Source organism: Mycobacterium europaeum (assembly GCF_034555895.2).
Lineage (GTDB): Bacteria > Actinomycetota > Actinomycetes > Mycobacteriales > Mycobacteriaceae > Mycobacterium > Mycobacterium europaeum.
In genome coordinates this window covers 2365286-2386871 of the sequence record NZ_CP157315.1, presented here as the reverse complement: position 1 = coordinate 2386871, position 21586 = coordinate 2365286, and the positions used below count along the sequence as shown (strand labels likewise).

The following is a 21586-nucleotide window of genomic DNA, read 5'->3' as shown; positions in this document are numbered from 1 at the left end:
GGGAGGAAATAACCTGGCCGGGTGGAACTCGCGCGTCGCGGTTCGGACTCGGGCGAGCCCGAAGAGCCGACGGTGACGGCATCCGATTCGCCGGGGCGCTCCCCGGTTTCGGTGCACAACGCGACGCAGTGGTTGCACAGCCGGAACCACAGCCCCGGCGCGGTGGCCTTCATCCGCCGGGCGCGACGGCTGCTACCCGGCGACCCCGAGTTCGGCGACCCGCTCTCCACGGCCGGCGACGGGGGCCCGCGCGCGGCCGCCCGGGCGGCCGACCGGCTGCTGGGGGACCGCGACGCGGTGTCGCGGGAGGTCAGTCTCGGGGTGTTGCAGGTGTGGCAGGCGTTGACCGAGTCGGTTGCCCGGCGTCCGGCGAATCCCGAAGTGACGCTGGTCTTCACCGACCTGGTCGGGTTCTCGTCGTGGTCCCTGCAGGCCGGGGACGACGCGGCGCTCAGCCTGCTGCGTCAGGTGGCCCGGGCCGTCGAGCCGCCGCTGCTGGACGCCGGGGGACACATCGTCAAGCGGATGGGCGACGGCCTGATGGCCGTCTTCGGCGATCCGACGGTCGCGGTGCGCGCCGTCCTGGCCGCCAAGGAGGCGCTGAAGTCGGTCGAGGTGGCCGGCTACACGCCGCGGATGCGGGCCGGCATCCACACCGGGCGGCCCCAGCGGCTGGCGGCGGACTGGCTCGGTGTCGACGTCAACATCGCCGCGCGGGTGATGGAGCGCGCCACCAAGGGCGGGGTCATGGTGTCAGGTTCGACACTCGACCAGATCGCCCAGAGCGAACTGGATGCGATGGGGGTTGTCGCCAAACGCGCACGTAAACCCGTGTTTTCGGGAAAGACCACGGGCGTGCCGGCCGACTTGGCGATATATCGTTTGCGGACTCATAGGGAGTTGACAGCGCCGGATCACGGCACGGAAACAAACCAGCCGACATAATGGATGCAATGTTTGGGGGCATCCTCGCCCGGCTGGCCCGGGTCCAGTTCACGTTGGGTTACGTGGCTGCGCTGCTTGCCGTCAGTTGCGTCATCCTGGTGCTCGGACCGCACGCCCATGACGTGCTTGTCGAGCGCGCCAGCACCAACCTGCACAACCTGGCCCACGGCCACGTGGGCACCCTGCTGGGCAGCGCGCTGGTCGTCGACGCCGGTCCGCTCTACTTCTGGCTGCCCTTCCTGACCTGCCTGCTCGCGCTCGGCGAGCTGCACCTGCGCACCATCCGCCTGGTGGTGGCGTTCCTCGTCGGGCACATCGGCGCGACGCTGCTGGTGGCGGCCGCCCTGGCCGCGGCGGTCGAGTTCGAGTGGATGCCGGTGTCGATCACCCGGGCCAGCGACGTCGGGATGAGCTACGGCGCGCTGGCCGTGCTCGGAGCGATGACAGCGGTGATTCCCCAGCGCTGGCGGCCCGCCTGGGTCGGCTGGTGGGTGGCGGCCGGCATCGCCTCCGCGATCATCGGCGGCGATTTCACCGACGCCGGGCACACCGTCGCCGTGGTCCTGGGCGTGCTGGTGTCCGCCCGGTTCCGTCAGCCCATCCACTGGACGCCGGTGCGCATCCTGATGCTGGCCGCCTCGTCGGGCTTCGGCTTCCTGCTGCTGGCCCACCACTGGGGGACGATGGCCGCGGCGCCCGCATTCGGCGTCCTGGGCGCGCTGGCGGCGCACAAGCTCGTGCAGTTCGTCAACGGGCGGGCGGCGCTGGACGACGCCGCTCTGGCCGTCCCGCAGCCTGCCACCGCGGGCTAGACACCGGGCCGCCCTTACCCCGAAGCGCCCGCCGGGCAGCGCGCACCGCATCACTATGATCGGCACTTGCCGCTGGGCAACTTCCTCCCAGCCCCTCATCCAGCAAGGAGAGTGTCGCCGCGTGGGTGCTCAGCCCGTCGACCTGTCACCGGATGCCTTGGCCAAGGCGGTCGGCGTCGCCCAGGAGGCCATCGCGCTCGCCGGCGACCTGGACGCGCTGGCGCGGGTGAAGACCGAGCACCTCGGCGACCGCTCGCCGCTGGCGCTGGCGCGGCAGGCGCTGGGCGGCGTCCCCAAGGAGGAGCGCGCCGACGCGGGCAAACGGGTCAATTCCGCGCGGACCGAGGTCCAGCGCAGCTACGACGAGCGGCTGGCGGCGCTGCGCGCCGAACGGGACGCGGCGGTGCTGGTCGCCGAAAGCATCGACGTCACGCTGCCCTCGACGCGCCAGCCACCCGGGGCCCGCCACCCGATCACCCAGTTGGCCGAGCACATCGCCGACACCTTCGTCGCGATGGGCTGGGAGCTGGCGGAGGGACCGGAGGTCGAAACCGAGCAGTTCAACTTCGACGCCCTCAACTTCCCGGCGGACCACCCCGCGCGCAGCGAGCAGGACACCTTCTACATCGCGCCGGACGATTCCCGGCAGCTGCTGCGCACCCACACGTCGCCGGTGCAGGTGCGCACCCTGCTCGCCCGGGAGTTGCCCGTCTACATCGTCTCGATCGGCCGCACCTTCCGCACCGACGAGCTCGACGCCACCCACACCCCGGTCTTCCACCAGGTCGAGGGGCTGGCGGTGGACCGCGGCCTGTCCATGGCGCACCTGCGGGGCACCCTGGACGCATTCGCCCGCGCCGAGTTTGGCCCCGAGGCGCGCACCCGCATCCGGCCGCACTTCTTCCCGTTCACCGAACCCTCCGCCGAGGTCGACGTGTGGTTCGTCGGCAAGAAGGGCGGCGCCGGCTGGGTGGAGTGGGGCGGCTGCGGCATGGTGCACCCGAACGTGTTGCGCGCTGCGGGAATCGACCCCGAGGTGTACTCCGGCTTCGCCTTTGGAATGGGCCTGGAACGCACCCTGCAGTTCCGCAACGGCATCCCCGACATGCGTGACATGGTCGAGGGCGACGTCCGGTTCTCGCTGCCGTTCGGGGTGGGTGCCTGATGCGGATCCCCTACAGCTGGCTGCGGGAAGTGGTGGCGGCCGGGGCTCCGGGCTGGGACGCCACGCCCGCCGACCTCGAGCAAACGCTGATCCGGATCGGCCACGAGGTGGAGGAGGTCGTCGCGCTCGGCCCGGTCGACGGCCCGCTCACCGTCGGGCGGGTGACCGGCATCGAGGAACTCACCGGCTTCAAAAAGCCCATCCGGGCCTGCCGGGTCGACGTCGGCGCAGGGGGCGACCGCGACATCGTCTGCGGCGCAACCAACTTCGCCGTCGGTGACCTCGTCGTGGTGGCGCTGCCCGGCACCACGCTGCCCGGCGGGTTCGCCATCGCGGCGCGCAAGACCTACGGCCGCGACTCCGACGGCATGATCTGCTCGGCGGCCGAACTCGGTTTGGGCGCCGACCATTCCGGGATCCTGGTGCTGCCACCCGGCACCGCCGAACCGGGCGCCGACGGCGCCGCGGTGCTGGGACTCGACGACGTGGTCTTCCACCTGGCCATCACCCCCGACCGCGGCTACTGCATGTCGGTGCGCGGGCTGGCCCGCGAGGTCGCCTGCGCCTACGACCTGGACTTCGTCGACCCCGCCGGCGCGGAGGCGGCCCAGCCGCCGGCCGGCGGGGAGGCCTGGCCCCTGACCGTCGAGCCCGAGACCGGTGTCCGGCGCTTCGCGCTGCGGCCCGTGACCGGCATCGACCCCGCCGCGGTGTCGCCGTGGTGGCTGCAACGCCGGCTGTTGCTGGCCGGCGTCCGCGCCACCTCGCCGGCGGTGGACGTCACCAACTACGTGATGCTCGAACTCGGCCACCCGATGCACGCGCACGACTGCGACCGCATCTCCGGTGGCCTCGCGGTGCGGTTCGCCCGGCCCGGGGAGACCGTCGTGACCCTCGACGACATCGAGCGCCGGCTGGATCCCGCCGACGTCCTCATCGTCGACGACCGGGCGACCGCGGCGATCGGCGGCGTGATGGGCGCGGCGAGCACCGAGGTGCGCGCCGACTCCACCGAGGTGCTGCTCGAGGCCGCCGTGTGGGACCCGGCCGCCGTCTCGCGCACCCAGCGCCGGCTGCACCTGCCCAGCGAGGCCGCCCGCCGCTACGAGCGCGGCGTGGACCCGGCCATCTCGGTGGCCGCGCTGGACCGGTGCGCGGCGCTGCTCGTCGAGATCGCCGGGGGAACGGTGTCGGACCGGCTGACCGATTGGCGGGGCGAGCCGCCGACGGACGACTGGGCGCTCCCGCCGATCCGGATCGCCGCGGAGCTGCCCGACCGCTTCGCGGGGGTGGCCTATCCGCCCGGGACCGCCGCGCGGCGCCTGGCACAGATCGGGGCGTCGGTGCGCGTCGAGGGCGACACGTTGACCGTGACGCCGCCGAGTTGGCGGCCCGACCTGCTGCAGCCCGCCGACCTCGTCGAGGAGGTGCTGCGGCTGGAGGGCCTGGAGGCCATCCCGTCGGTGCTGCCCGCGGCCCCCGCGGGGCGGGGCCTGACCGCGGCGCAGAAGCGTCGCCGCGCGATCGGCAAATCGCTCGCGCAGTCCGGCTATGTCGAGGTCCTGCCGACGCCGTTCCTGCCCGCCGGCGTGTTCGACCTGTGGGGCCTGCCGTCCGACGACCCGCGGCGCGCCACCACGCAGGTGCTCAACCCGCTCGAGGCCGACCGCCCGCACCTGGCCACCACGCTGCTGCCCGCCCTGCTGGAAGCGTTGGTGCGCAACGTGTCGCGCGGGCTGGTGGACGTCGCGCTGTACGCCCTGGCGCAGGTGGTGCAACCGACCGAGCAGACCCGCGGCGTGCAGGCCATCCCCGTGCACCGCAGGCCGACCGACGCCGAGATCGCCCAGCTGGACGCCTCGCTGCCCCGCCAGCCCCAGCACGTGGCCGCCGTCCTGGCGGGCCTGCGGGAACGCCGCGGCCCGTGGGGCCCCGGCCGGCGCGCCGAGGCCGCCGACGCGTTCGAGGCGGCCCGGATCATCGCCCGCGCCAGCGGGGTCGAGGTGAGCCTGCGGGCGGCCCGGCACCTGCCGTGGCACCCGGGCCGGTGCGCCGAGGTGCTTGTCGGGGAGACCGTCGTCGGCCACGCGGGGCAGCTGCACCCGGCGGTGATCGAGCGTTCCGGCCTGCCGAAGGGCACCTGCGCCATCGAGCTCAACCTCGACGCGATCCCGATCGCGGCGGCGCTGCCGGCGCCCCGGGTGTCGCCGTTCCCGGCCGTGTTCCAGGACGTCAGCCTGGTGGTGCCCGCGCACGTGCCGGCCCAGGCGGTGGCCGACGCCGTCCGGGAGGGCGCCGGCGAGCTGCTGGAAGACCTGCAGCTGTTCGACGTCTTCACCGGCCCGCAGGTCGGCGAGGACCGCAAGTCGCTGACATTCGCGCTGCGTTTCCGCGCGCCGGACCGCACGCTGACCGAGGACGACGCCAGCGCGGCCCGCGACGCCGCGGTGCGGCGCGCCGCCGACGCGGTCGGCGCCGAACTACGCGCCTAACACCATCTGGAATGGATTTGCAAACCAATGCATAACCATGCAGAATCGGCGGAATGGCCGACGTATTGAGGGTGGCGGTTGCCGGGGCCAGCGGCTACGCGGGCGGGGAGATCCTGCGGCTTCTGCTCGGACATCCGGCCTACGCCGACGGCCGGCTGGCCATCGGGTCGCTGACCGCCGCGGCGAGCGCCGGCAGCACGCTCGGCGAGCACCATCCACACCTGACGCCGCTGGCGCAGCGGGTGGTCGAGCCCACCGACCTCGCCGTGCTGGCCGGGCACGACGTGGTGTTCCTGGCCCTGCCGCACGGGCATTCGGCGGCGCTGGCCGAACAACTCGGCCCCGACACGCTGATCATCGACTGCGGCGCGGACTTCCGGCTCACCGACGCCGGCGCCTGGGAACGGTTCTACGGCTCGCCGCACGCCGGCAGCTGGCCGTACGGGCTGCCGGAACTGCCCGGCGCGCGGGAGCGGCTGCGCGGCGCCCGGCGCATCGCGGTGCCGGGCTGCTACCCGACGGCGGCGCTGCTGGCGCTGCTGCCGGCGGTCGCCGAGGACCTGATCGAGCCGGCCGTCACGGTGGTCGCCGTCAGCGGCACCTCGGGGGCCGGGCGCGCCGCCAAGACCGACCTGCTGGGCTCGGAGGTGATCGGATCCGCGCGGGCCTACAACATCGCCGGCGCCCACCGGCACACCCCCGAGATCGCCCAGGGCCTGCGGGCCGTCACCGACCGCGACGTCACGGTGTCGTTCACCCCGGTGCTGATCCCGACGTCGCGCGGCATCCTGGCCACCTGCACCGCGCGCACCCGATCGCCGCTGTCGCAGCTGCGGGCCGCCTACGAAAAGGCCTACGACGGAGAGCCTTTCGTGCACCTGCTGCCCGAGGGCCAGCTGCCCCGCACCGGATCGGTGATCGGCAGCAACGCCGCGCACCTCGCCGTCGCGGTGGACGAGGCCGCAAGTGCGTTCGTGGCCATCGCCGCCATCGACAACCTGGTCAAGGGCACCGGCGGCGCGGCGGTGCAATCCATGAATCTCGCGCTGGGTTGGCCGGAGACAGCAGGCCTTTCGGTGGTCGGAGTCGCGCCGTGACCCGCGCCGGCGACGATGACGCCGGCGCAGCCGGGGTAGGAGGGGGTACCTCCCGCTTGCGGGGGAGAGCGGCGCCATCTGTCGTAGCCACCGAGGCGCGGCTGGTGCGCGAACAGGGCGTCACCGCGCCCGCCGGGTTCCGGGCCGCCGGCATCGCCGCCGGCATCAAGGCGTCGGGCAACCGCGACCTGGCCCTGGTCTTCAACGAGGGCCCCGACTACGCGGCCGCCGGCGTGTTCACCCGCAACAAGGTCAAGGCCGCGCCCGTGCTGTGGACCCAGCAGGTGCTGACCACCGGGGCGCTGCGCGCGGTGATCCTCAACTCCGGCGGCGCCAACGCCTGCACCGGACCGGGCGGCTTCCAGGACGCCCACGCCACCGCCGAGGCCGTCGCGGCCGCGTTGTCCGAGTGGGGGACCGAGACGGGGGCGATCGAGGTCGCGGTGTGTTCCACCGGCCTGATCGGGGACCGGTTGCCGATGGACAAGGTGCTGGCCGGCGTCCGGGCGATCGTGCAGGACATGGCCGGCGGCCTGAGCGGCGGAGACGAGGCCGCCCGCGCCATCATGACCACCGACACCGTGCCCAAACAGGTTGCGCTGCACCACCCGGGCAACTGGACGGTCGGCGGGATGGCCAAGGGGGCGGGCATGCTGGCGCCCTCGCTGGCCACCATGCTCTGCGTGCTCACCACCGACGCGGCCGTCGACGCCGCCGCGCTCGACACCGCGCTGCGCCGCGCCACCGCGCGCACCTTCGACCGGCTCGACATCGACGGCAGCTGTTCGACCAACGACACCGTGCTGCTGCTGGCGTCGGGCGCCAGCGAGATCACGCCGTCGCAGGCCGAACTCGACGACGCCGTGCTGGCGGTCTGCGACGACCTGTGCGCGCAGCTGCAGGCCGACGCCGAGGGCGTCACCAAGCGCGTCACCGTGACCGTGACCGGGGCGGCCTGTGAGGACGACGCGCTGACCGCGGCGCGGGTGATCGCCCGCGACAGCCTGGTCAAGACCGCGGTGTTCGGGTCCGACCCCAACTGGGGCCGCGTGCTGGCCGCGGTCGGCATGGCGCCGGTGACCCTGGACCCGGACCGGATCCGGGTGTCGTTCAACGGTTTCGCCGTGTGCGTCGACGGGGTCGGGGCGCCCGGCGCGCGTGATGTGGACCTGTCCGGCGCCGACATCGACATCACGGTCGACCTGCGCGTGGGCGACGGCTCCGCGGCCGTCCGCACCACGGACCTGTCGCACGCCTACGTCGAAGAGAATTCGGCGTACAGCTCATGACCGTCAACACTCAAGAGTTGCCCACCGCGGTCAAGGCCCAGGTGCTGGCCGAAGCGCTGCCGTGGCTCAAGCAGTTGTACGGCAAGGTCATCGTCATCAAGTACGGCGGCAACGCCATGACCGACGACACGCTGCGGCACGCCTTCGCCGCCGACATGGCCTTCCTGCGCAACTGCGGCATCCACCCCGTCGTCGTGCACGGCGGCGGCCCGCAGATCACCGCCATGCTGCGCCGGCTGGGCATCGAGGGCGACTTCAAGGGCGGCTTCCGGGTCACCACGCCGGAAGTGCTCGACGTGGCGCGGATGGTGTTGTTCGGCCAGGTGGGGCGCGAACTGGTCAACCTGATCAACGCGCACGGCCCCTACGCCGTCGGCATCACCGGCGAGGATGCGCAGTTGTTCACCGCGGTGCGGCGCAGCGTCACCGTGGACGGGGTGGCCACCGACATCGGGCTGGTCGGCGACGTCGAGCGGGTCAACACCGCCGCGGTGCTGGATCTGATTGCGGCGGGCCGCATTCCGGTGGTGTCGACGCTCGCGCCGGACGCCGAGGGTGTGGTGCACAACATCAACGCCGACACCGCCGCCGCGGCGCTCGCCGAGGCCCTGCGGGCCGAGAAGCTGTTGATGCTCACCGACGTCGAGGGCCTCTACACCAGCTGGCCGGACCGGGATTCCCTGGTCAGCGAGATCGACACCGCCACCCTGTCCCAACTGCTACCCACGCTGGAGGCGGGCATGATTCCCAAGGTCGAGGCGTGCCTGCGGGCCGTGACGGCGGGGGTGCCGAGCGCGCATGTCATCGACGGAAGGGTCGAACACTGTGTGCTGGTCGAGCTTTTCACCGACGCGGGCACCGGGACCAAGGTGGTGAGCTCGTGAACAATGCCGACACCCTCAAGCACCGCTGGGAAGCCGTGATGATGAACAACTACGGCACCCCGCCCCTGGCCCTGGCCGCCGGCGACGGCGCCGTGGTCACCGACGTGGACGGCAACACGTACCTCGATCTGCTGGGCGGCATCGCCGTCAACGTCCTCGGCCACCGCCATCCCGCGGTCATCGAGGCCGTCACGCACCAGCTGGCGACGCTGGGGCACACCTCCAACCTCTATGCCAGCGAGCCGGGCATCGCGCTGGCCGAGGAGCTGGTGGCCCTGCTGGGTGCGGAAGCCGCGGTGCGGGTGTTCTTCTGCAACTCCGGAACCGAGGCCAACGAGGTGGCGTTCAAGCTGTCGCGGCTGACCGGGCGCACGAAACTCGTTGCGGCGCAGGGAGGTTTCCACGGCCGCACGATGGGGTCACTGGCGCTGACCGGCCAGCCGAGCAAGCAGGCGCCGTTCGAACCGCTGCCCGGATTCGTCACCCACGTGCCCTACGGCGACGCCGACGCGCTGGCCGCCGCCGTCGACGACGCCACCGCCGCGGTGTTCCTCGAACCGATCATGGGGGAGGGCGGCGTCGTCGTGCCACCCGAGGGATACCTGAGCGCCGCCCGCGACATCACCTCGCGGCACGGCGCGCTGCTGGTGCTCGACGAGGTGCAGACCGGAATGGGCCGCACCGGGACGTTTTTCGCCCACCAGCACGACGGCATCACCCCCGACGTCGTGACCATGGCCAAGGGCCTCGGCGGCGGGCTGCCCATCGGCGCCTGCCTGGCCGTCGGTCCGGCCGCCGAGCTGATGACCCCCGGCCTGCACGGCAGCACCTTCGGCGGCAACCCGGTCTGCGCCGCCGCCGCGCGGGCGGTGCTGCGGGTGATCGCCGACCAGGACCTGGTCCGGCACGCCGAGGTGCTGGGCAAGGCGGTGCGCCACGGCATCGAGTCGGTGAACCACCCGCTGGTCGACCATGTGCGCGGCCGCGGGCTGCTGCAGGGCATGGTGCTGACCGCGCCGCGCGCCAAGGACGCCGAAAGCGCCGCGCGCGACGCCGGTTTCCTGGTCAACGCCGCCGCGCCCGACGTCATCCGGCTGGCCCCGCCGCTCATCGTCACCGAGGCCCAGCTCGAGACCTTCGTCGCCGCCTTGCCGGCCATCCTGGACAGGGCCGCGGCATGACGCCCCGCCACTTTCTGCGCGACGACGACCTGTCGCCCTCCGAGCAGGCCGAGGTGCTGCAGCTGGCCGCCGAGCTGAAGAAGGACCCGTTCAGCGCCCGCCCGCTGGAGGGCCCGCGCGGGGTCGCGGTGCTCTTCGACAAGAACTCCACCCGCACCCGGTTCTCGTTCGAGCTGGGCATCGCGCAGCTCGGCGGGCACGCCGTCGTCGTCGACGCCCGCAGCACCCAGCTGGGCCGCGACGAGACGCTGGGCGACACCGCGCGGGTGCTGTCCCGCTACGTCGAGGCCATCGTGTGGCGGACCTTCGGGCAGGACCGGCTCGAGGCGATGGCCGAGGCGGCGACGGTGCCCGTGGTCAACGCCCTCTCCGACGAGTTCCACCCCTGTCAGGTGCTCGCCGACCTGCAGACCGTCGCCGAACGCAAGGGGTCGCTCGCGGGGCTGCGGATGTCCTACTTCGGCGACGGCGCCAACAACATGGCCCACTCGCTGCTGCTCGGCGGGGTGACCGCCGGCATCCACGTCACCGTCGCCGCCCCGGCCGGATTCGCCCCCGACCCCGCGTTCGTGGCGGCCGCCACCGAGCGCGCCGAAACCACCGGCGGCTCGGTCACCCTGACCCCCGACGCCGACGCGGCCGCGGCCGGTGCCGACGTCCTGGTGACCGACACCTGGACGTCGATGGGGCAGGAGGGCGATGGGCTGGACCGCCTCACGCCGTTTCGGCCGTTCCAGGTCAACCAGCGGCTGCTGGGCCTGGCGGACCCGGAAGCCATTGTGCTGCACTGCCTTCCGGCGCATCGCGGCGACGAGATCACCGACGAGGTGATGGACGGGCCGGCCAGCGCGGTGTGGGACGAGGCCGAGAACCGGCTGCACGCCCAGAAGGCGCTGCTGGTGTGGCTGCTGGAGCGGGCGCAATGACCCGCAGCAAGACCACCCCCGAAACCACCCGGGCCGGCCGCCAGGACCGCATCGTGGCGATCCTGTCGTCAGCGTCGATCAGCAGCCAGAGCGAGCTGGCGGCCCGGCTGGCTGACGAGGGTATCGAGGTCACCCAGGCCACCCTGTCGCGCGACCTCGAGGAGCTGGGCGCGGTGAAGCTGCGCGGCGCCGACGGCGGCGTCGGCGTCTACATCGTCCCCGAGGACGGCAGCCCGGTGCGCGGCGTGTCCGGCGGCACCGCCCGGCTGTCCCGCCTACTCAGCGAGCTGCTGGTGTCGGCCGACGCCAGCGCGAACCTCGCGGTGCTGCGCACCCCGCCCGGCGGCGCCAACTATTTGGCCAGCGCGATCGACCGCGCGGCGCTACCGTACGTCGTCGGCACCATCGCCGGTGACGACACGGTCTTCGTCGCGGCCCGAGAGCCGATGACCGGCGCCGAGCTGGCCCGCACGCTCGAAAGCCTCACCACAACCTAAGGAGATTGGTTCATGTCAGATCGCGTCATCCTGGCGTATTCCGGCGGTCTGGACACCTCGGTCGCGATCAGCTGGATCGGCAAGGAGACCGGCCGCGAGGTGGTCGCGGTGGCGATCGACCTCGGCCAGGGCGGCGAGGACATGGAGGTCGTCCGCCAGCGGGCCCTGGACTGCGGCGCGGTGGAGGCCGTCGTCGTCGACGCGCGCGACGAGTTCGCCGAGGGCTACTGCCTGCCCACCATCTTGAGCAACGCCCTCTACATGGACCGCTACCCGCTGGTGTCGGCGATCAGCCGCCCGCTGATCGCCAAGCACCTGGTGGCGGCGGCCCGCGAGCACGGCGGCAGCATCGTCGCGCACGGCTGCACCGGCAAGGGCAACGACCAGGTCCGGTTCGAGGTCGGATTCGCTTCGCTGGCACCGGATTTGGAGGTGCTGGCGCCGGTCCGCGACTACGCCTGGACACGGGAGAAGGCGATCGCGTTCGCCGAGGAGAACGCCATCCCGATCAACGTCACCAAGCGCTCGCCGTTCTCCATCGACCAGAACGTGTGGGGCCGCGCGGTGGAAACCGGCTTCCTGGAACACCTGTGGAACGCGCCCACCAAGGACATCTACGCCTACACCGAAGACCCCACCATCAACTGGAACACCCCCGACGAGGTGATCGTCGGGTTCGAGCGCGGGGTCCCGGTGTCCATCGACGGCAAGCCGGTGTCGGTGCTGGCTGCCATCGAGGAGCTCAACCGCCGCGCCGGCAGCCAGGGGGTCGGGCGCCTCGACGTGGTCGAGGACCGGCTGGTGGGCATCAAGAGCCGCGAGATCTACGAGGCGCCGGGCGCGATGGTGCTCATCACCGCCCACACCGAGCTCGAGCACGTCACGCTGGAGCGCGAGCTGGGCCGCTTCAAGCGCCACACCGACCAGCGCTGGGCCGAGCTGGTCTACGACGGGCTCTGGTACTCGCCGCTGAAGACCGCGCTGGAGGCGTTCGTCGCCAAGACCCAGGAGCACGTCACCGGCGAGATCCGCATGGTGTTGCATGGCGGGCACATCGCGGTCAACGGCCGGCGCAGCGCGCAGTCGCTCTACGACTTCAACCTGGCCACCTACGACGAGGGCGACAGCTTCGACCAGTCGGCCGCCAAGGGCTTCGTCTACGTGCACGGGCTGTCGTCCAAGATCGCGTCCCGCCGGGACCTGCGGTGACCTCCTCTGGGCGAGCAGACGCAAAATCGCATGAATTGGTCCGTCTGCGTGCGAGTTTATGTCTGTTCGCGGGGGGAAAGTGAGCACCCGCGAGGGGTCGCTGTGGGGCGGGCGGTTCGCCGACGGCCCGTCGGACGCGCTGGCGGCGCTCAGTAAGTCCACCCATTTCGACTGGGTGCTGGCCCGCTACGACATCGTCGCCTCGCGGGCGCACGCCGTGATCCTGTTCCACGCCGGGCTGCTCACCGCCGAGCAGCGCGACGGGCTGCTGGCCGGCTTGGACAGCCTGGCCGAGGGCGTGGCCGACGGCAGCTTCACGCCGCTGGTGACCGATGAGGACGTGCACGCCGCGCTGGAGCGCGGGCTGATCGACCGGGTCGGCCCCGACCTGGGCGGCCGGCTGCGGGCCGGGCGGTCGCGCAACGACCAGGTGGCCACCCTGTTCCGGATGTGGCTGCGCGACGCGGTGCGCCGGGTCGCCGATGGGGCGCTGGAGCTGGTGGCCGCGCTGGCCGGCCAGGCCGCCGAGCACCCGACGGCGATCATGCCGGGCAAGACGCACCTGCAGTCCGCCCAGCCGGTGCTGCTGGCCCACCACCTGCTCGCGCACGCGCATCCGCTGCTGCGCGACGTCGACCGCATCGTCGACTTCGACCGGCGCGCGGACGTGTCCCCGTACGGCTCGGGGGCGCTGGCCGGCTCGTCGCTGGGCCTGGACCCGGACGCGATCGCCGCCAAGCTGGGATTCACCACCGCCGCGGACAATTCCATCGACGCGACCGCCGCCAGGGATTTCGCCGCCGAGGCCGCGTTCATCTTCGCGATGATCGCCGTGGACATCTCGCGGCTGGCCGAGGACATCATCCTGTGGAGCTCGACGGAGTTCGGCTATGTCCGGCTGCACGATTCGTGGTCGACCGGCAGCTCGATCATGCCGCAGAAGAAGAACCCGGACATCGCGGAGCTGGCCCGCGGCAAGTCCGGGCGGTTGATCGGCAACCTGGCCGGGCTGCTGGCGACGCTGAAGGCCCAGCCGCTGGCCTACAACCGCGACCTGCAGGAGGACAAGGAGCCGGTGTTCGACTCGGTCGCCCAGCTGGAGCTGGTGTTGCCGGCGATGGCCGGCCTGGTGGCCAGCCTGACGTTCGACGTCGAGCGGATGGCGGCCCTGGCGCCCGCCGGGTACACGCTGGCCACCGACATCGCCGAATGGCTGGTGCGCCGCGGGGTGCCGTTCCGGGCGGCGCACGAGGCCGCCGGGGCCGCGGTGCGCGCGGCCGAAGGGCGCGCCGTCGGGCTCGACGAGCTGACCGACGACGAGTTGGCCGCCATCAGCCCCGAGCTGACGCCGCAGGTGCGTGAGATCTTGACGGTCGAGGGTTCGGTGTCGTCGCGCGACCGGCGGGGCGGCACGGCGCCGGTCCGGGTCGCCGAGCAGCTCGAAGCCGTCCTGGCCCGCAGCGAGGAGCTCAAGGCGCGGCTCGGCGGCCGGGAATGAGGACGCCCGTTTACGCTCCGGTCAATTCCAATCGGGCTAGAATTCCGGCTCAAGCGATGCGGCTGAACCTGTCAGACCGAATCCTCGTGACCAAGGGGTGGGACCAATGAGCGTCGTCGCGGGCGTGTCCGGTGCCTTGCCGCCGTATCGCTATTCCCAGCGTGAGCTCACCGACTTCTTCGTCAGCATCCCGGAGTTCGAGGGCTACGAGGACATCGTCCGGCAGTTGCACGCCAGTGCCAAGGTCAACAGCCGACACCTGGTGCTGCCGCTGGAGCGGTATCCCGCCCTGACCGACTTCGGCGTGGCCAACCGGATCTTCATCGACAACGCCGTCGACCTGGGCTGCGAGGCGCTCTCGGGCGCGCTCGACGAGGCGGGCCTGCGGCCCCAGGACCTCGACGTGCTGATCACGACGACGGTCACCGGCCTGGCGGTGCCCTCCCTGGACGCCCGGATCGCCGGGCGGCTGGGGCTGCGCGACGACATCCGCCGGGTTCCGCTGTTCGGCCTGGGCTGCGTGGCCGGGGCCGCGGGCGTGGCCCGGCTCAACGACTATCTGCGCGGGGCGCCGGACGCCGCCGCGGCGCTGATCTCGGTCGAGCTGTGCTCGCTCACCTACCCCGGGTACAAGCCGTCGCTACCCGGCCTGGTCGGCAGCGCGCTGTTCGCCGACGGGGCGGGCGCGGTGGTGGCCGTCGGCGAGCGCCGGGCCGAACGGATGGCCGCCGGCGGGCCCGCCATCCTGGACTCGCGCAGCACCCTGTACCCCGATTCGCTGCGCACCATGGGCTACGACGTCGGCGCGGCCGGGTTCGAGCTGGTGCTGGCCAAGGACCTGGCCCAGGTGGTCGAGGAGCACATCGAGCGGGACGTCACCGGGTTCCTCGGGGCGCACGGGCTGACGACCACCGACATCGGCGCCTGGGTCAGCCATCCCGGTGGCCCGAAGATCATCGACGCGATCAACGCGAGCCTGAGCCTGCCGCCCAATGCGCTGGAGCTGACCTGGCGTTCGCTGGGGGAGATCGGCAACCTCTCGTCGGCGTCGGTGCTGCACGTGCTGCGCGACACCCGGGCCAAGCCGCCGCCCAGCGACAGCCCCGGCCTGATGATCGCCATGGGTCCGGGATTCTGTTCCGAGCTCGTCCTGCTGCGCTGGCACTGACAGCTGAGGCGTTCCCTGTTGTCCGAAACATCCGGCCGCGTCCGATGAACAGCGATTCCGACGAGCTGGTCAAGGCCCTCCGTGCGGCGCTCAAGGACAACGAGCGGCTGAAGCGGGAGGCCCGCGAATACCTCGCCGCGGCAACCGAACCCGTGGCGGTGGTCGGGATGGGCTGCCGGTATCCGGGCGGTGTGGATTCGCCGGAGGCCCTGTGGCAGATGGTGGTCGAGGGCCGCGATGTGGTCTCGGACTTCCCGGCGGACCGCGGCTGGAACCTGGCGGGCCTGTTCGATCCCGACCCCGACGCGGTGGGGAAGTCCTACGCCCGCTGCGGGGGCTTCCTCGCCGACGTGGCCGACTTCGACGCCGCGTTCTTTTCCATCGCGCCCAGCGAGGCGCTGGCCATGGACCCGCAGCAACGCCTGCTGCTGGAGGTGTCCTGGGAGGCGCTGGAGCGGGCCGGGATCGACCCCGCCGATCTGCGCGGTTCGGCGACGGGGGTGTTCGCCGGGATCTTCCACGGCTCCTACGGCGGCCAGGGCCGGGTGCCCGGGCACCTGGAGCGCTACGGGCTGCGCGGCTCGACGCTGAGCGTGGCGTCGGGCCGGGTGGCCTACTCGCTGGGGCTGGAGGGCCCGGCCGTGTCGGTGGACACGGCCTGCTCGTCGTCGTTGGTGGCCCTGCACCTGGCGGCGCGGTCGCTGCGCGCCGGCGAGTGCGACCTGGCGCTGGCCGGCGGCGTGACGGTGATGGCCACCCCGGCGATGTTCATCGAGTTCAGCCGGCAGCGGGCGCTGGCCGCCGACGGGCGGTGCAAGGCGTACGCCGGTGCCGCCGACGGCACCGGCTTCTCCGAGGGCGTCGGCGTGCTGGTGCTGGAACGGCTGTCCGACGCGCGCCGGTTGGGGCATCAGGTGCTGGCGCTGCTGCGCGGGTCGGCGGTCAATCAGGACGGCGCCTCCAACGGGCTGGCGACGCCCAACGGGCCCTCGCAGCAGCGGGTGATCCGGGCCGCGCTGGCCGACGCGCGCCTGCGCGCCGCGGACGTGGATCTGGTGGAAGGGCACGGGACGGGCACCACCCTCGGGGATCCGATTGAGGCGCAAGCGGTTTTGGCCACCTACGGGCAGGACCGGCCGGCGGACCGGCCGCTGTGGCTGGGGTCGATCAAGTCCAACATGGGCCACACCTCGGCGGCGGCCGGCGCCGGCGGGGTGATCAAGATGGTGCAGGCGGTCCGGCACGGGCTGATGCCCAAGACACTGCACGTGGATGTGCCCACGCCGCACGTGGATTGGTCGGCGGGCGCGGTGTCGCTGCTGACCGAGGCGCGGGAGTGGCCCGCGCAGGACCGGCCGCGCCGCGCCGGGGTGTCGTCGTTCGGGATCAGCGGCACCAATGCGCACGTCATCGTCGAGCAACCACCGCTGGAGCCCGAAAGCCCCGCGCCGGCCGGCGATGACGCGCCCGCGCCGTGGGTGCTGTCGGCCCGCTCGACCGACGCGCTGGCCAACCAGGCGTCCCGGCTGCTGGCGCGGCTGCACGCAGAACCGGGTCTGCGGGTGGTCGACGTGGCCTGGTCGCTGGTGTCGACGCGGTCGCTGTTCGAGCACCGGGCCGTGCTGGTCGGGGACCGCGAGCGCCTGCTGGCGGGGCTGGCAGGCCTGGCTGACCACGCCGCCGGCGCGCCGGGGGCGGGCGCGGTGGTGGGCCGGGCGCAACCGGTGGGCAAGACGGTGTTCGTGTTTCCCGGGCAGGGCTCGCAATGGGTCGGCATGGGATCCGAATTGCTCGACACCTCACCGGTTTTCGCCGAACACCTGCAGCGCTGCGAGAAGGCGCTCGCCGAACACGTGGACTGGTCCCTGGTCGACGTCATCCGCGGGGCGCCCGGAGCGCCCGGGCTGGACCGGGTGGACGCGGTGCAGCCGGTCCTGTGGGCGGTGATGGTGTCGCTGGCGGAGTTGTGGCGCTCGCTGGGCGTGATTCCCGATGCGGTGATCGGTCATTCGCAGGGCGAGATCGCGGCGGCCTATGTCGCGGGGTCGCTGTCCCTGGAGGACGCCGCCAGGGTGGTGGCGCTGCGCAGCCGGCTGTTGGTGGGGCTGTCGGGCGCCGGCGGCATGGTGTCGCTGGCCTGCGGCCTGGGCCGGGCCGAAGAGCTGATCGCCGCGTTCGGCGATCAGCTGAATGTCGCGGCGGTCAATGGTGTTTCCGCGGTGGTGGTGTCCGGTGAGGTGGAGGCGCTCGACGAGTTGATCCGGCGCTGTGAGGGCGGCGACGTGCGGGCCCGCAGGATCGACGTCGACTACGCCTCCCACTCCCGGCACGTCGACGCGATCCGCGCCGCCCTGACCGAGGCGCTGGCCGGAATCGAGCCGCGGTCGTCCTCGGTCACGCTGTTTTCCACCGTGACCGGCGAGCCGCTGGACACCGCGGGACTCGACGCCGACTACTGGTTCCGCAGCATCCGGCAGACGGTCCAGTTCGAGCGGGCGGTGCGCAACGCGTGCGGCGCCGGGTACGGGGTGTTCGTCGAATCCAGCCCGCACCCCGTGCTGCTGGCCGCCGTCGAGGAGACGCTGGCCGATTGCGGTCGGGACGCGGTGGTGGTCCCCTCCCTGGGCCGCGACGACGGTTCGCTGCACCGGTTCTGGCTTTCGGCGGGTCAGGCCCACGTGGCCGGGGTGCCGGTGGACTGGCGGGCCGCCCTCGCCGGCCTGGGTGGGCGGCGCGTGGATTTGCCGACGTATGGCTTTGCGCGGCAACGTTTTTGGCTGCCGGGCGGGGCCACTGGATCGGGAGACGTGGCCAGCCTGGGGCTGGCGGGCGCACGGCATGCGCTGCTGGGCGCGGTGGTGGCGCGGCCCGACTCCGGCGGGGTGGTCCTGACGGGCCGGCTGTCGACGGCCGCGCAGCCGTGGCTGGCCGACCACGCGGTGGGCGGCACGGTGTTGTTCCCCGGCGCGGGGTTCGTGGAGCTGGCCGTCCGCGCCGGCGACGAAGTCGGGTGCGGCGTCCTCGAGGAATTGACGCTGTCGGCCCCGCTGGTGTTGCCGCCCGCGGACGGGGTGCAGGTGCAGGTGGTGGTCGGCGGGGCCACCGAGGCGGGTCGGCGCGAGGTGTCGGTGTATGCGGCCGGGGCGCAGTCGGAGTGGGTGCTGCACGCCCAGGGCCTGTTGGGCGCGGCGGCCGTGGCGCCGGCCGTGGACATGTCGGTGTGGCCGCCGGTGGGGGCCACTCCGGTGGAGGTGGGCGACGCGTACGCGCGGCTGGCGGAGCGCGGCTATGAGTACGGCCGGGCGTTCCGCGGCCTGCGGGCGATGTGGCGGCGGGGCGACGAGATCTTCGCCGACGTCTCCCTGCCGGACGACGCGGGCGCCTCGGACGGTGGCTTTGGCATACACCCGGTGTTGCTCGACGCGGCGCTGCACGCGATCGGCGTGGCCGCCGGGCCGGGCCAGACCGTCCTGCCGTTCTCCTGGCAGGGGGTGTCGCTGCACGCGGCCGGCGCATCGCGGGCGCGGGTCCGGATAGCGCCGTCCGGCGCGGGAGCGGTGTCGGTGGAATTGGCCGACGGCTCCGGGCTGCCGGTGTTGTCGGTGCGCTCGCTGGCGATGCGTCCGGTGTCCGCCGAGCAGTTGTCGCTCGCGGCGACGCCCGCCGAGGGCCTGTTCGAGGTGGCGTGGTCGCCGATATCCCTGAGCGGCAACGCCTTCGACCCCGACGTCACGGTGTGGGAGCCGGGCGGGCAGGGCGGCGACATGGTGCGCTCGGTGCACGCGGCCACCACCGGGGCGCTGGTCGCGCTGCAATCGTGGCTGGGCGAGGCCGGCTCCCCGGTGGTGGCCGTGCAGACCCGCGGCGCGGTGGCGCTCCCCGGCGAGGACGTCACGGACCTGGCCGGCGCGGCGGTATGGGGCCTGGTGCGCTCGGCCCAGGCCGAGCATCCGGGCCGGGTGGTGCTGATCGACTCCGACGGATCGCTGGACCCGCGGGCGGTGATCGGCTGCGGCGAGCCGCAATTGGCGGTCCGCGACGGCGTGGCGTACGCGGCCCGGATGCGGCCGGTGCGCAGGGGGTCGGTGCTCCGGCTGCCGCCGGGGGGCTGGCGGCTGGATGCCGGCGCCGGGGGCACGCTGGAGGACCTGGTGGTGAGCCCGTGCCCGCCGGCGGAGCTGGAGCCCGGCCAGGTCCGGGTGGCGGTGGCCGCGGTCGGGGTGAACTTCCGCGACGTGCTGGTCGCCCTGGGCATGTATCCGGGCGGTGGCCGGCTGGGGGCCGAGGGCTCGGGTGTGGTCGTCGAGGCCGGTCCCGGCGTGACCGGGCTGGCCGTCGGTGACGCGGTGATGGGGCTGCTCGGGGTGGTCGGGTCGGAAGCCGTGGTCGATCAGCGAATGGTGACCCCGGTGCCGCAGGGCTGGTCGCTGGTGACGGCGGCGGGCGTGCCGGTGGTGTTCCTCACCGCGCTCTACGGGTTGTCGGAGTTGGCGGGCCTGCGCGCCGGCGAGCGGGTGCTGGTGCACACCGCCACCGGCGGGGTGGGGATGGCCGCGGTCCAGCTGGCCCGGCATTGGGGTGCGGAGGTGTTCGCCACCGCGAGCCGCGGCAAATGGGACACCTTGCGCGCGATGGGATTCGACGACGACCACATCGGCGACTCGCGGACGCTGGAGTTCGAGCAGAGGTTCTCGGCGGCCACCGGCGGGGCCGGCGTCGATGTGGTGCTCAATTCCCTGGCGGGTGAGTTCACCGACGCGTCGCTGCGGCTGCTGGCCCCCGGCGGGCGCTTCATCGAGATGGGCAAGACCGACGTCCGCGATCCGCACGACGTCGCCGAGCGGTATCGGGGCGCCCGGTATCGCGCCTTCGACCTGATGGAGGCGGGCGCGGACCGCACCGCCGCGATGCTGGCCGAAATCGTGCGACTGCTGCGCGAGGGCGCGGTGAAACCGCTGCCGCTGAAGACCTTCGACGTCCGCTGCGCCTCGGCGGCGTACCGGTTCGTCAGCCAGGCCCGGCACATCGGCAAGGTCGCGCTCACCCTGCCGTCCGGGCCCGGCGCGGTACTCAGTGGGTGCGGCGGGCTGGCCGGCGGCAGCGTGGTGATCACCGGCGGTACCGGCATGGCCGGCTCGGCGCTGGCCCGGCACCTCGTCGACCGGTATCGCGTGGCCCACGTGGTGCTGGCCAGCCGCGCGGGCGCCGGGGCCCCGGGGATCGCGGAGTTGGTGGATGGCCTGCAGGAGGCGGGCGCCCGGGTGTCGGTGGTGGCCTGCGATGTCGCGGACCGCGACGCGGTCGCGGCGATGCTGGCGCAGATACCGCGGGAGTATCCGCTGCGCGCGGTGGTGCACGCGGCCGGCATTCTCGATGACGGACTGGTGTTGTCGCTGACCCCGGATCGGGTGGATGCGGTGTTGCGGGCCAAGGTCGACGGGGCCTGGCACCTGCACGAGCTGACCCGCGAGCAGGATCTGTCGGCGTTCGTGGTGTTCTCGTCGATGGCCGGGATCGTGGGCACCCCGGGCCAGGCCAACTACGCCGCGGCCAACAGCTTCCTCGACGGGCTGGTCGCGTTCCGGCGCGCGCACGGGCTGCCGGGTCTGTCGCTGGCCTGGGGCCTGTGGGAGCAGACGTCGGCGATGACAGCCCACCTCGGCGAGCGCGACAAGGCCCGGATGAGCCGGCTCGGGATCGCACCGCTGTCCACCGAGCAGGCGCTGGAGTCGTTCGACGCCGCCATGCTGGTCGAGGCCCCGGTGCTGATGGCAGCCCGCCTGGATCGGGTCGCCTTGTCCGACAACGCCGCCGCGCTGCCCCCGCTGCTGAGCGAGCTGGGCGCGCGCACCACCCGCCGCGTCATCGACGATGTGGACACCACCGCCCTGACGACCGGTCTCGCGGCGCGCCTGCACGGCCTGGCCCCCGAGGCGCGACAGCGGGAGCTGGTCGACCTGGTCTGCGGCAACGCGGCGACGGTGCTGGGGCTGCCGAACCCCGCCGACATCAACGCGGGCCGCGCGTTCGGTGACCTCGGTTTCGATTCGCTCACCGCCGTCGAGCTGCGTAACCGGCTCAAAACTGCTACGGGGCTTACGCTTTCGCCCACGCTGATCTTCGACTACCCCACGCCGTCGGTGCTGGCGGAGCACCTCGACGGCCAGCTGGCCGCCGGCTCGGGCGAGCAGCCTGACCTGATGGCGCGCTTCACCGACATCACCCGCGAACTGCAGGCGCTGCTCGCTCGGCCCGGCTGGGACGCGGGCGACAAGTCGGCGCTGCGGGCCCGGCTGCACAACCTGCTCACCGCCCTGGACCCCGACGATCACCCCGACCCCGAAGGCCTGGACGCCGACCTCGATGCCGCCACCGAAAGCCAACTCTTTGCCATCCTCGATGAAGAACTCGGCCGCTGAGACC

The 21586-nt window shown here is 72.8% G+C and carries 13 protein-coding genes and 1 pseudogene; all 14 read left to right on the top strand.

Going from position 1 to position 21586, the window contains the following annotated elements; genetic code table 11:
- Positions 1-21: 21 nt before the first annotated feature.
- The 14 genes and pseudogenes from U8D42_RS10640 to U8D42_RS10575 all read left to right on the top strand — a co-directional run bounded on the left by U8D42_RS10640 (position 22) and on the right by U8D42_RS10575 (position 21582).
- Positions 22-945 carry an adenylate/guanylate cyclase domain-containing protein gene (locus tag U8D42_RS10640; RefSeq protein ID WP_322861100.1) on the top strand — a complete coding sequence of 308 codons (924 nt, stop codon included), beginning with the start codon at positions 22-24 and terminating at the stop codon, positions 943-945.
- Positions 946-953: 8 nt separating this feature from the next.
- Complete coding sequence (locus U8D42_RS10635) at positions 954-1757, top strand: rhomboid-like protein (RefSeq protein ID WP_322861101.1); 804 nt, start codon at positions 954-956, stop codon at positions 1755-1757.
- Positions 1758-1878: 121 nt separating this feature from the next.
- Entirely contained in the window at positions 1879-2922 is a 1044-nt protein-coding gene (gene pheS, locus U8D42_RS10630) for a phenylalanine--tRNA ligase subunit alpha (protein ID WP_322861102.1), read from the top strand.
- Entirely contained in the window at positions 2922-5414 is a 2493-nt protein-coding gene (pheT, locus tag U8D42_RS10625; RefSeq protein WP_322861103.1) for a phenylalanine--tRNA ligase subunit beta, read from the top strand. The genes pheS and pheT overlap by 1 nt, the downstream gene beginning before the upstream one ends.
- Positions 5415-5451: 37 nt before the next feature.
- Positions 5452-6511, top strand: a pseudogene (gene argC / locus U8D42_RS10620) (N-acetyl-gamma-glutamyl-phosphate reductase).
- A 56-nt stretch (positions 6512-6567) separates the two neighbouring features.
- Positions 6568-7800: a bifunctional glutamate N-acetyltransferase/amino-acid acetyltransferase ArgJ gene (argJ, locus tag U8D42_RS10615; protein WP_322861127.1), complete on the top strand. Its 1233-nt coding sequence runs from the start codon at positions 6568-6570 to the stop codon at positions 7798-7800.
- Positions 7797-8684 carry an acetylglutamate kinase gene (gene argB / locus U8D42_RS10610; RefSeq protein WP_085238602.1) on the top strand — a complete coding sequence of 296 codons (888 nt, stop codon included), beginning with the start codon at positions 7797-7799 and terminating at the stop codon, positions 8682-8684. Before argJ ends, argB begins: the two co-directional genes overlap by 4 nt.
- A gap of 38 nt (positions 8685-8722) precedes the next feature.
- Complete coding sequence (locus U8D42_RS10605) at positions 8723-9865, top strand: acetylornithine transaminase (protein WP_348636970.1); 1143 nt, start codon at positions 8723-8725, stop codon at positions 9863-9865.
- Positions 9862-10791, top strand: a complete 930-nt coding sequence (argF, locus tag U8D42_RS10600) for an ornithine carbamoyltransferase (RefSeq protein ID WP_085238604.1) — start codon at positions 9862-9864, stop codon at positions 10789-10791. The genes U8D42_RS10605 and argF overlap by 4 nt, the downstream gene beginning before the upstream one ends.
- Positions 10788-11288, top strand: coding sequence for an arginine repressor (locus tag U8D42_RS10595; protein ID WP_085238605.1), 501 nt, complete (start codon positions 10788-10790; stop codon positions 11286-11288). Before argF ends, U8D42_RS10595 begins: the two co-directional genes overlap by 4 nt.
- A gap of 12 nt (positions 11289-11300) precedes the next feature.
- Positions 11301-12497, top strand: coding sequence for an argininosuccinate synthase (locus tag U8D42_RS10590; RefSeq protein WP_085238606.1), 1197 nt, complete (start codon positions 11301-11303; stop codon positions 12495-12497).
- 79 nt (positions 12498-12576) lie between these two features.
- On the top strand, positions 12577-13995 hold the full coding sequence (gene argH, locus U8D42_RS10585) for an argininosuccinate lyase (RefSeq protein ID WP_322861106.1): 1419 nt from the start codon (positions 12577-12579) through the stop codon (positions 13993-13995).
- A gap of 106 nt (positions 13996-14101) precedes the next feature.
- Entirely contained in the window at positions 14102-15163 is a 1062-nt protein-coding gene (locus tag U8D42_RS10580) for a type III polyketide synthase (RefSeq protein WP_085238608.1), read from the top strand.
- A 44-nt stretch (positions 15164-15207) separates the two neighbouring features.
- The gene (locus U8D42_RS10575) at positions 15208-21582 is read left to right on the top strand and encodes an SDR family NAD(P)-dependent oxidoreductase (protein WP_322861107.1); all 6375 of its coding nucleotides are present in this window, start codon (positions 15208-15210) and stop codon (positions 21580-21582) included.
- The last annotated feature ends 4 nt before the right edge of the window (positions 21583-21586 follow it).

Coding starts and splice junctions, on each gene's coding strand:
- U8D42_RS10635 (WP_322861101.1), top strand. CDS start 954: ATGTTTGGGGGCATCCTCGCCCGGCTGGCCCGGGTCCAGTTCACGTTG.
- pheT (WP_322861103.1), top strand. CDS start 2,922: ATGCGGATCCCCTACAGCTGGCTGCGGGAAGTGGTGGCGGCCGGGGCT.
- argB (WP_085238602.1), top strand. CDS start 7,797: ATGACCGTCAACACTCAAGAGTTGCCCACCGCGGTCAAGGCCCAGGTG.
- U8D42_RS10605 (WP_348636970.1), top strand. CDS start 8,723: ATGATGAACAACTACGGCACCCCGCCCCTGGCCCTGGCCGCCGGCGAC.
- argF (WP_085238604.1), top strand. CDS start 9,862: ATGACGCCCCGCCACTTTCTGCGCGACGACGACCTGTCGCCCTCCGAG.
- U8D42_RS10595 (WP_085238605.1), top strand. CDS start 10,788: ATGACCCGCAGCAAGACCACCCCCGAAACCACCCGGGCCGGCCGCCAG.
- U8D42_RS10590 (WP_085238606.1), top strand. CDS start 11,301: ATGTCAGATCGCGTCATCCTGGCGTATTCCGGCGGTCTGGACACCTCG.
- U8D42_RS10580 (WP_085238608.1), top strand. CDS start 14,102: ATGAGCGTCGTCGCGGGCGTGTCCGGTGCCTTGCCGCCGTATCGCTAT.
- U8D42_RS10575 (WP_322861107.1), top strand. CDS start 15,208: ATGAACAGCGATTCCGACGAGCTGGTCAAGGCCCTCCGTGCGGCGCTC.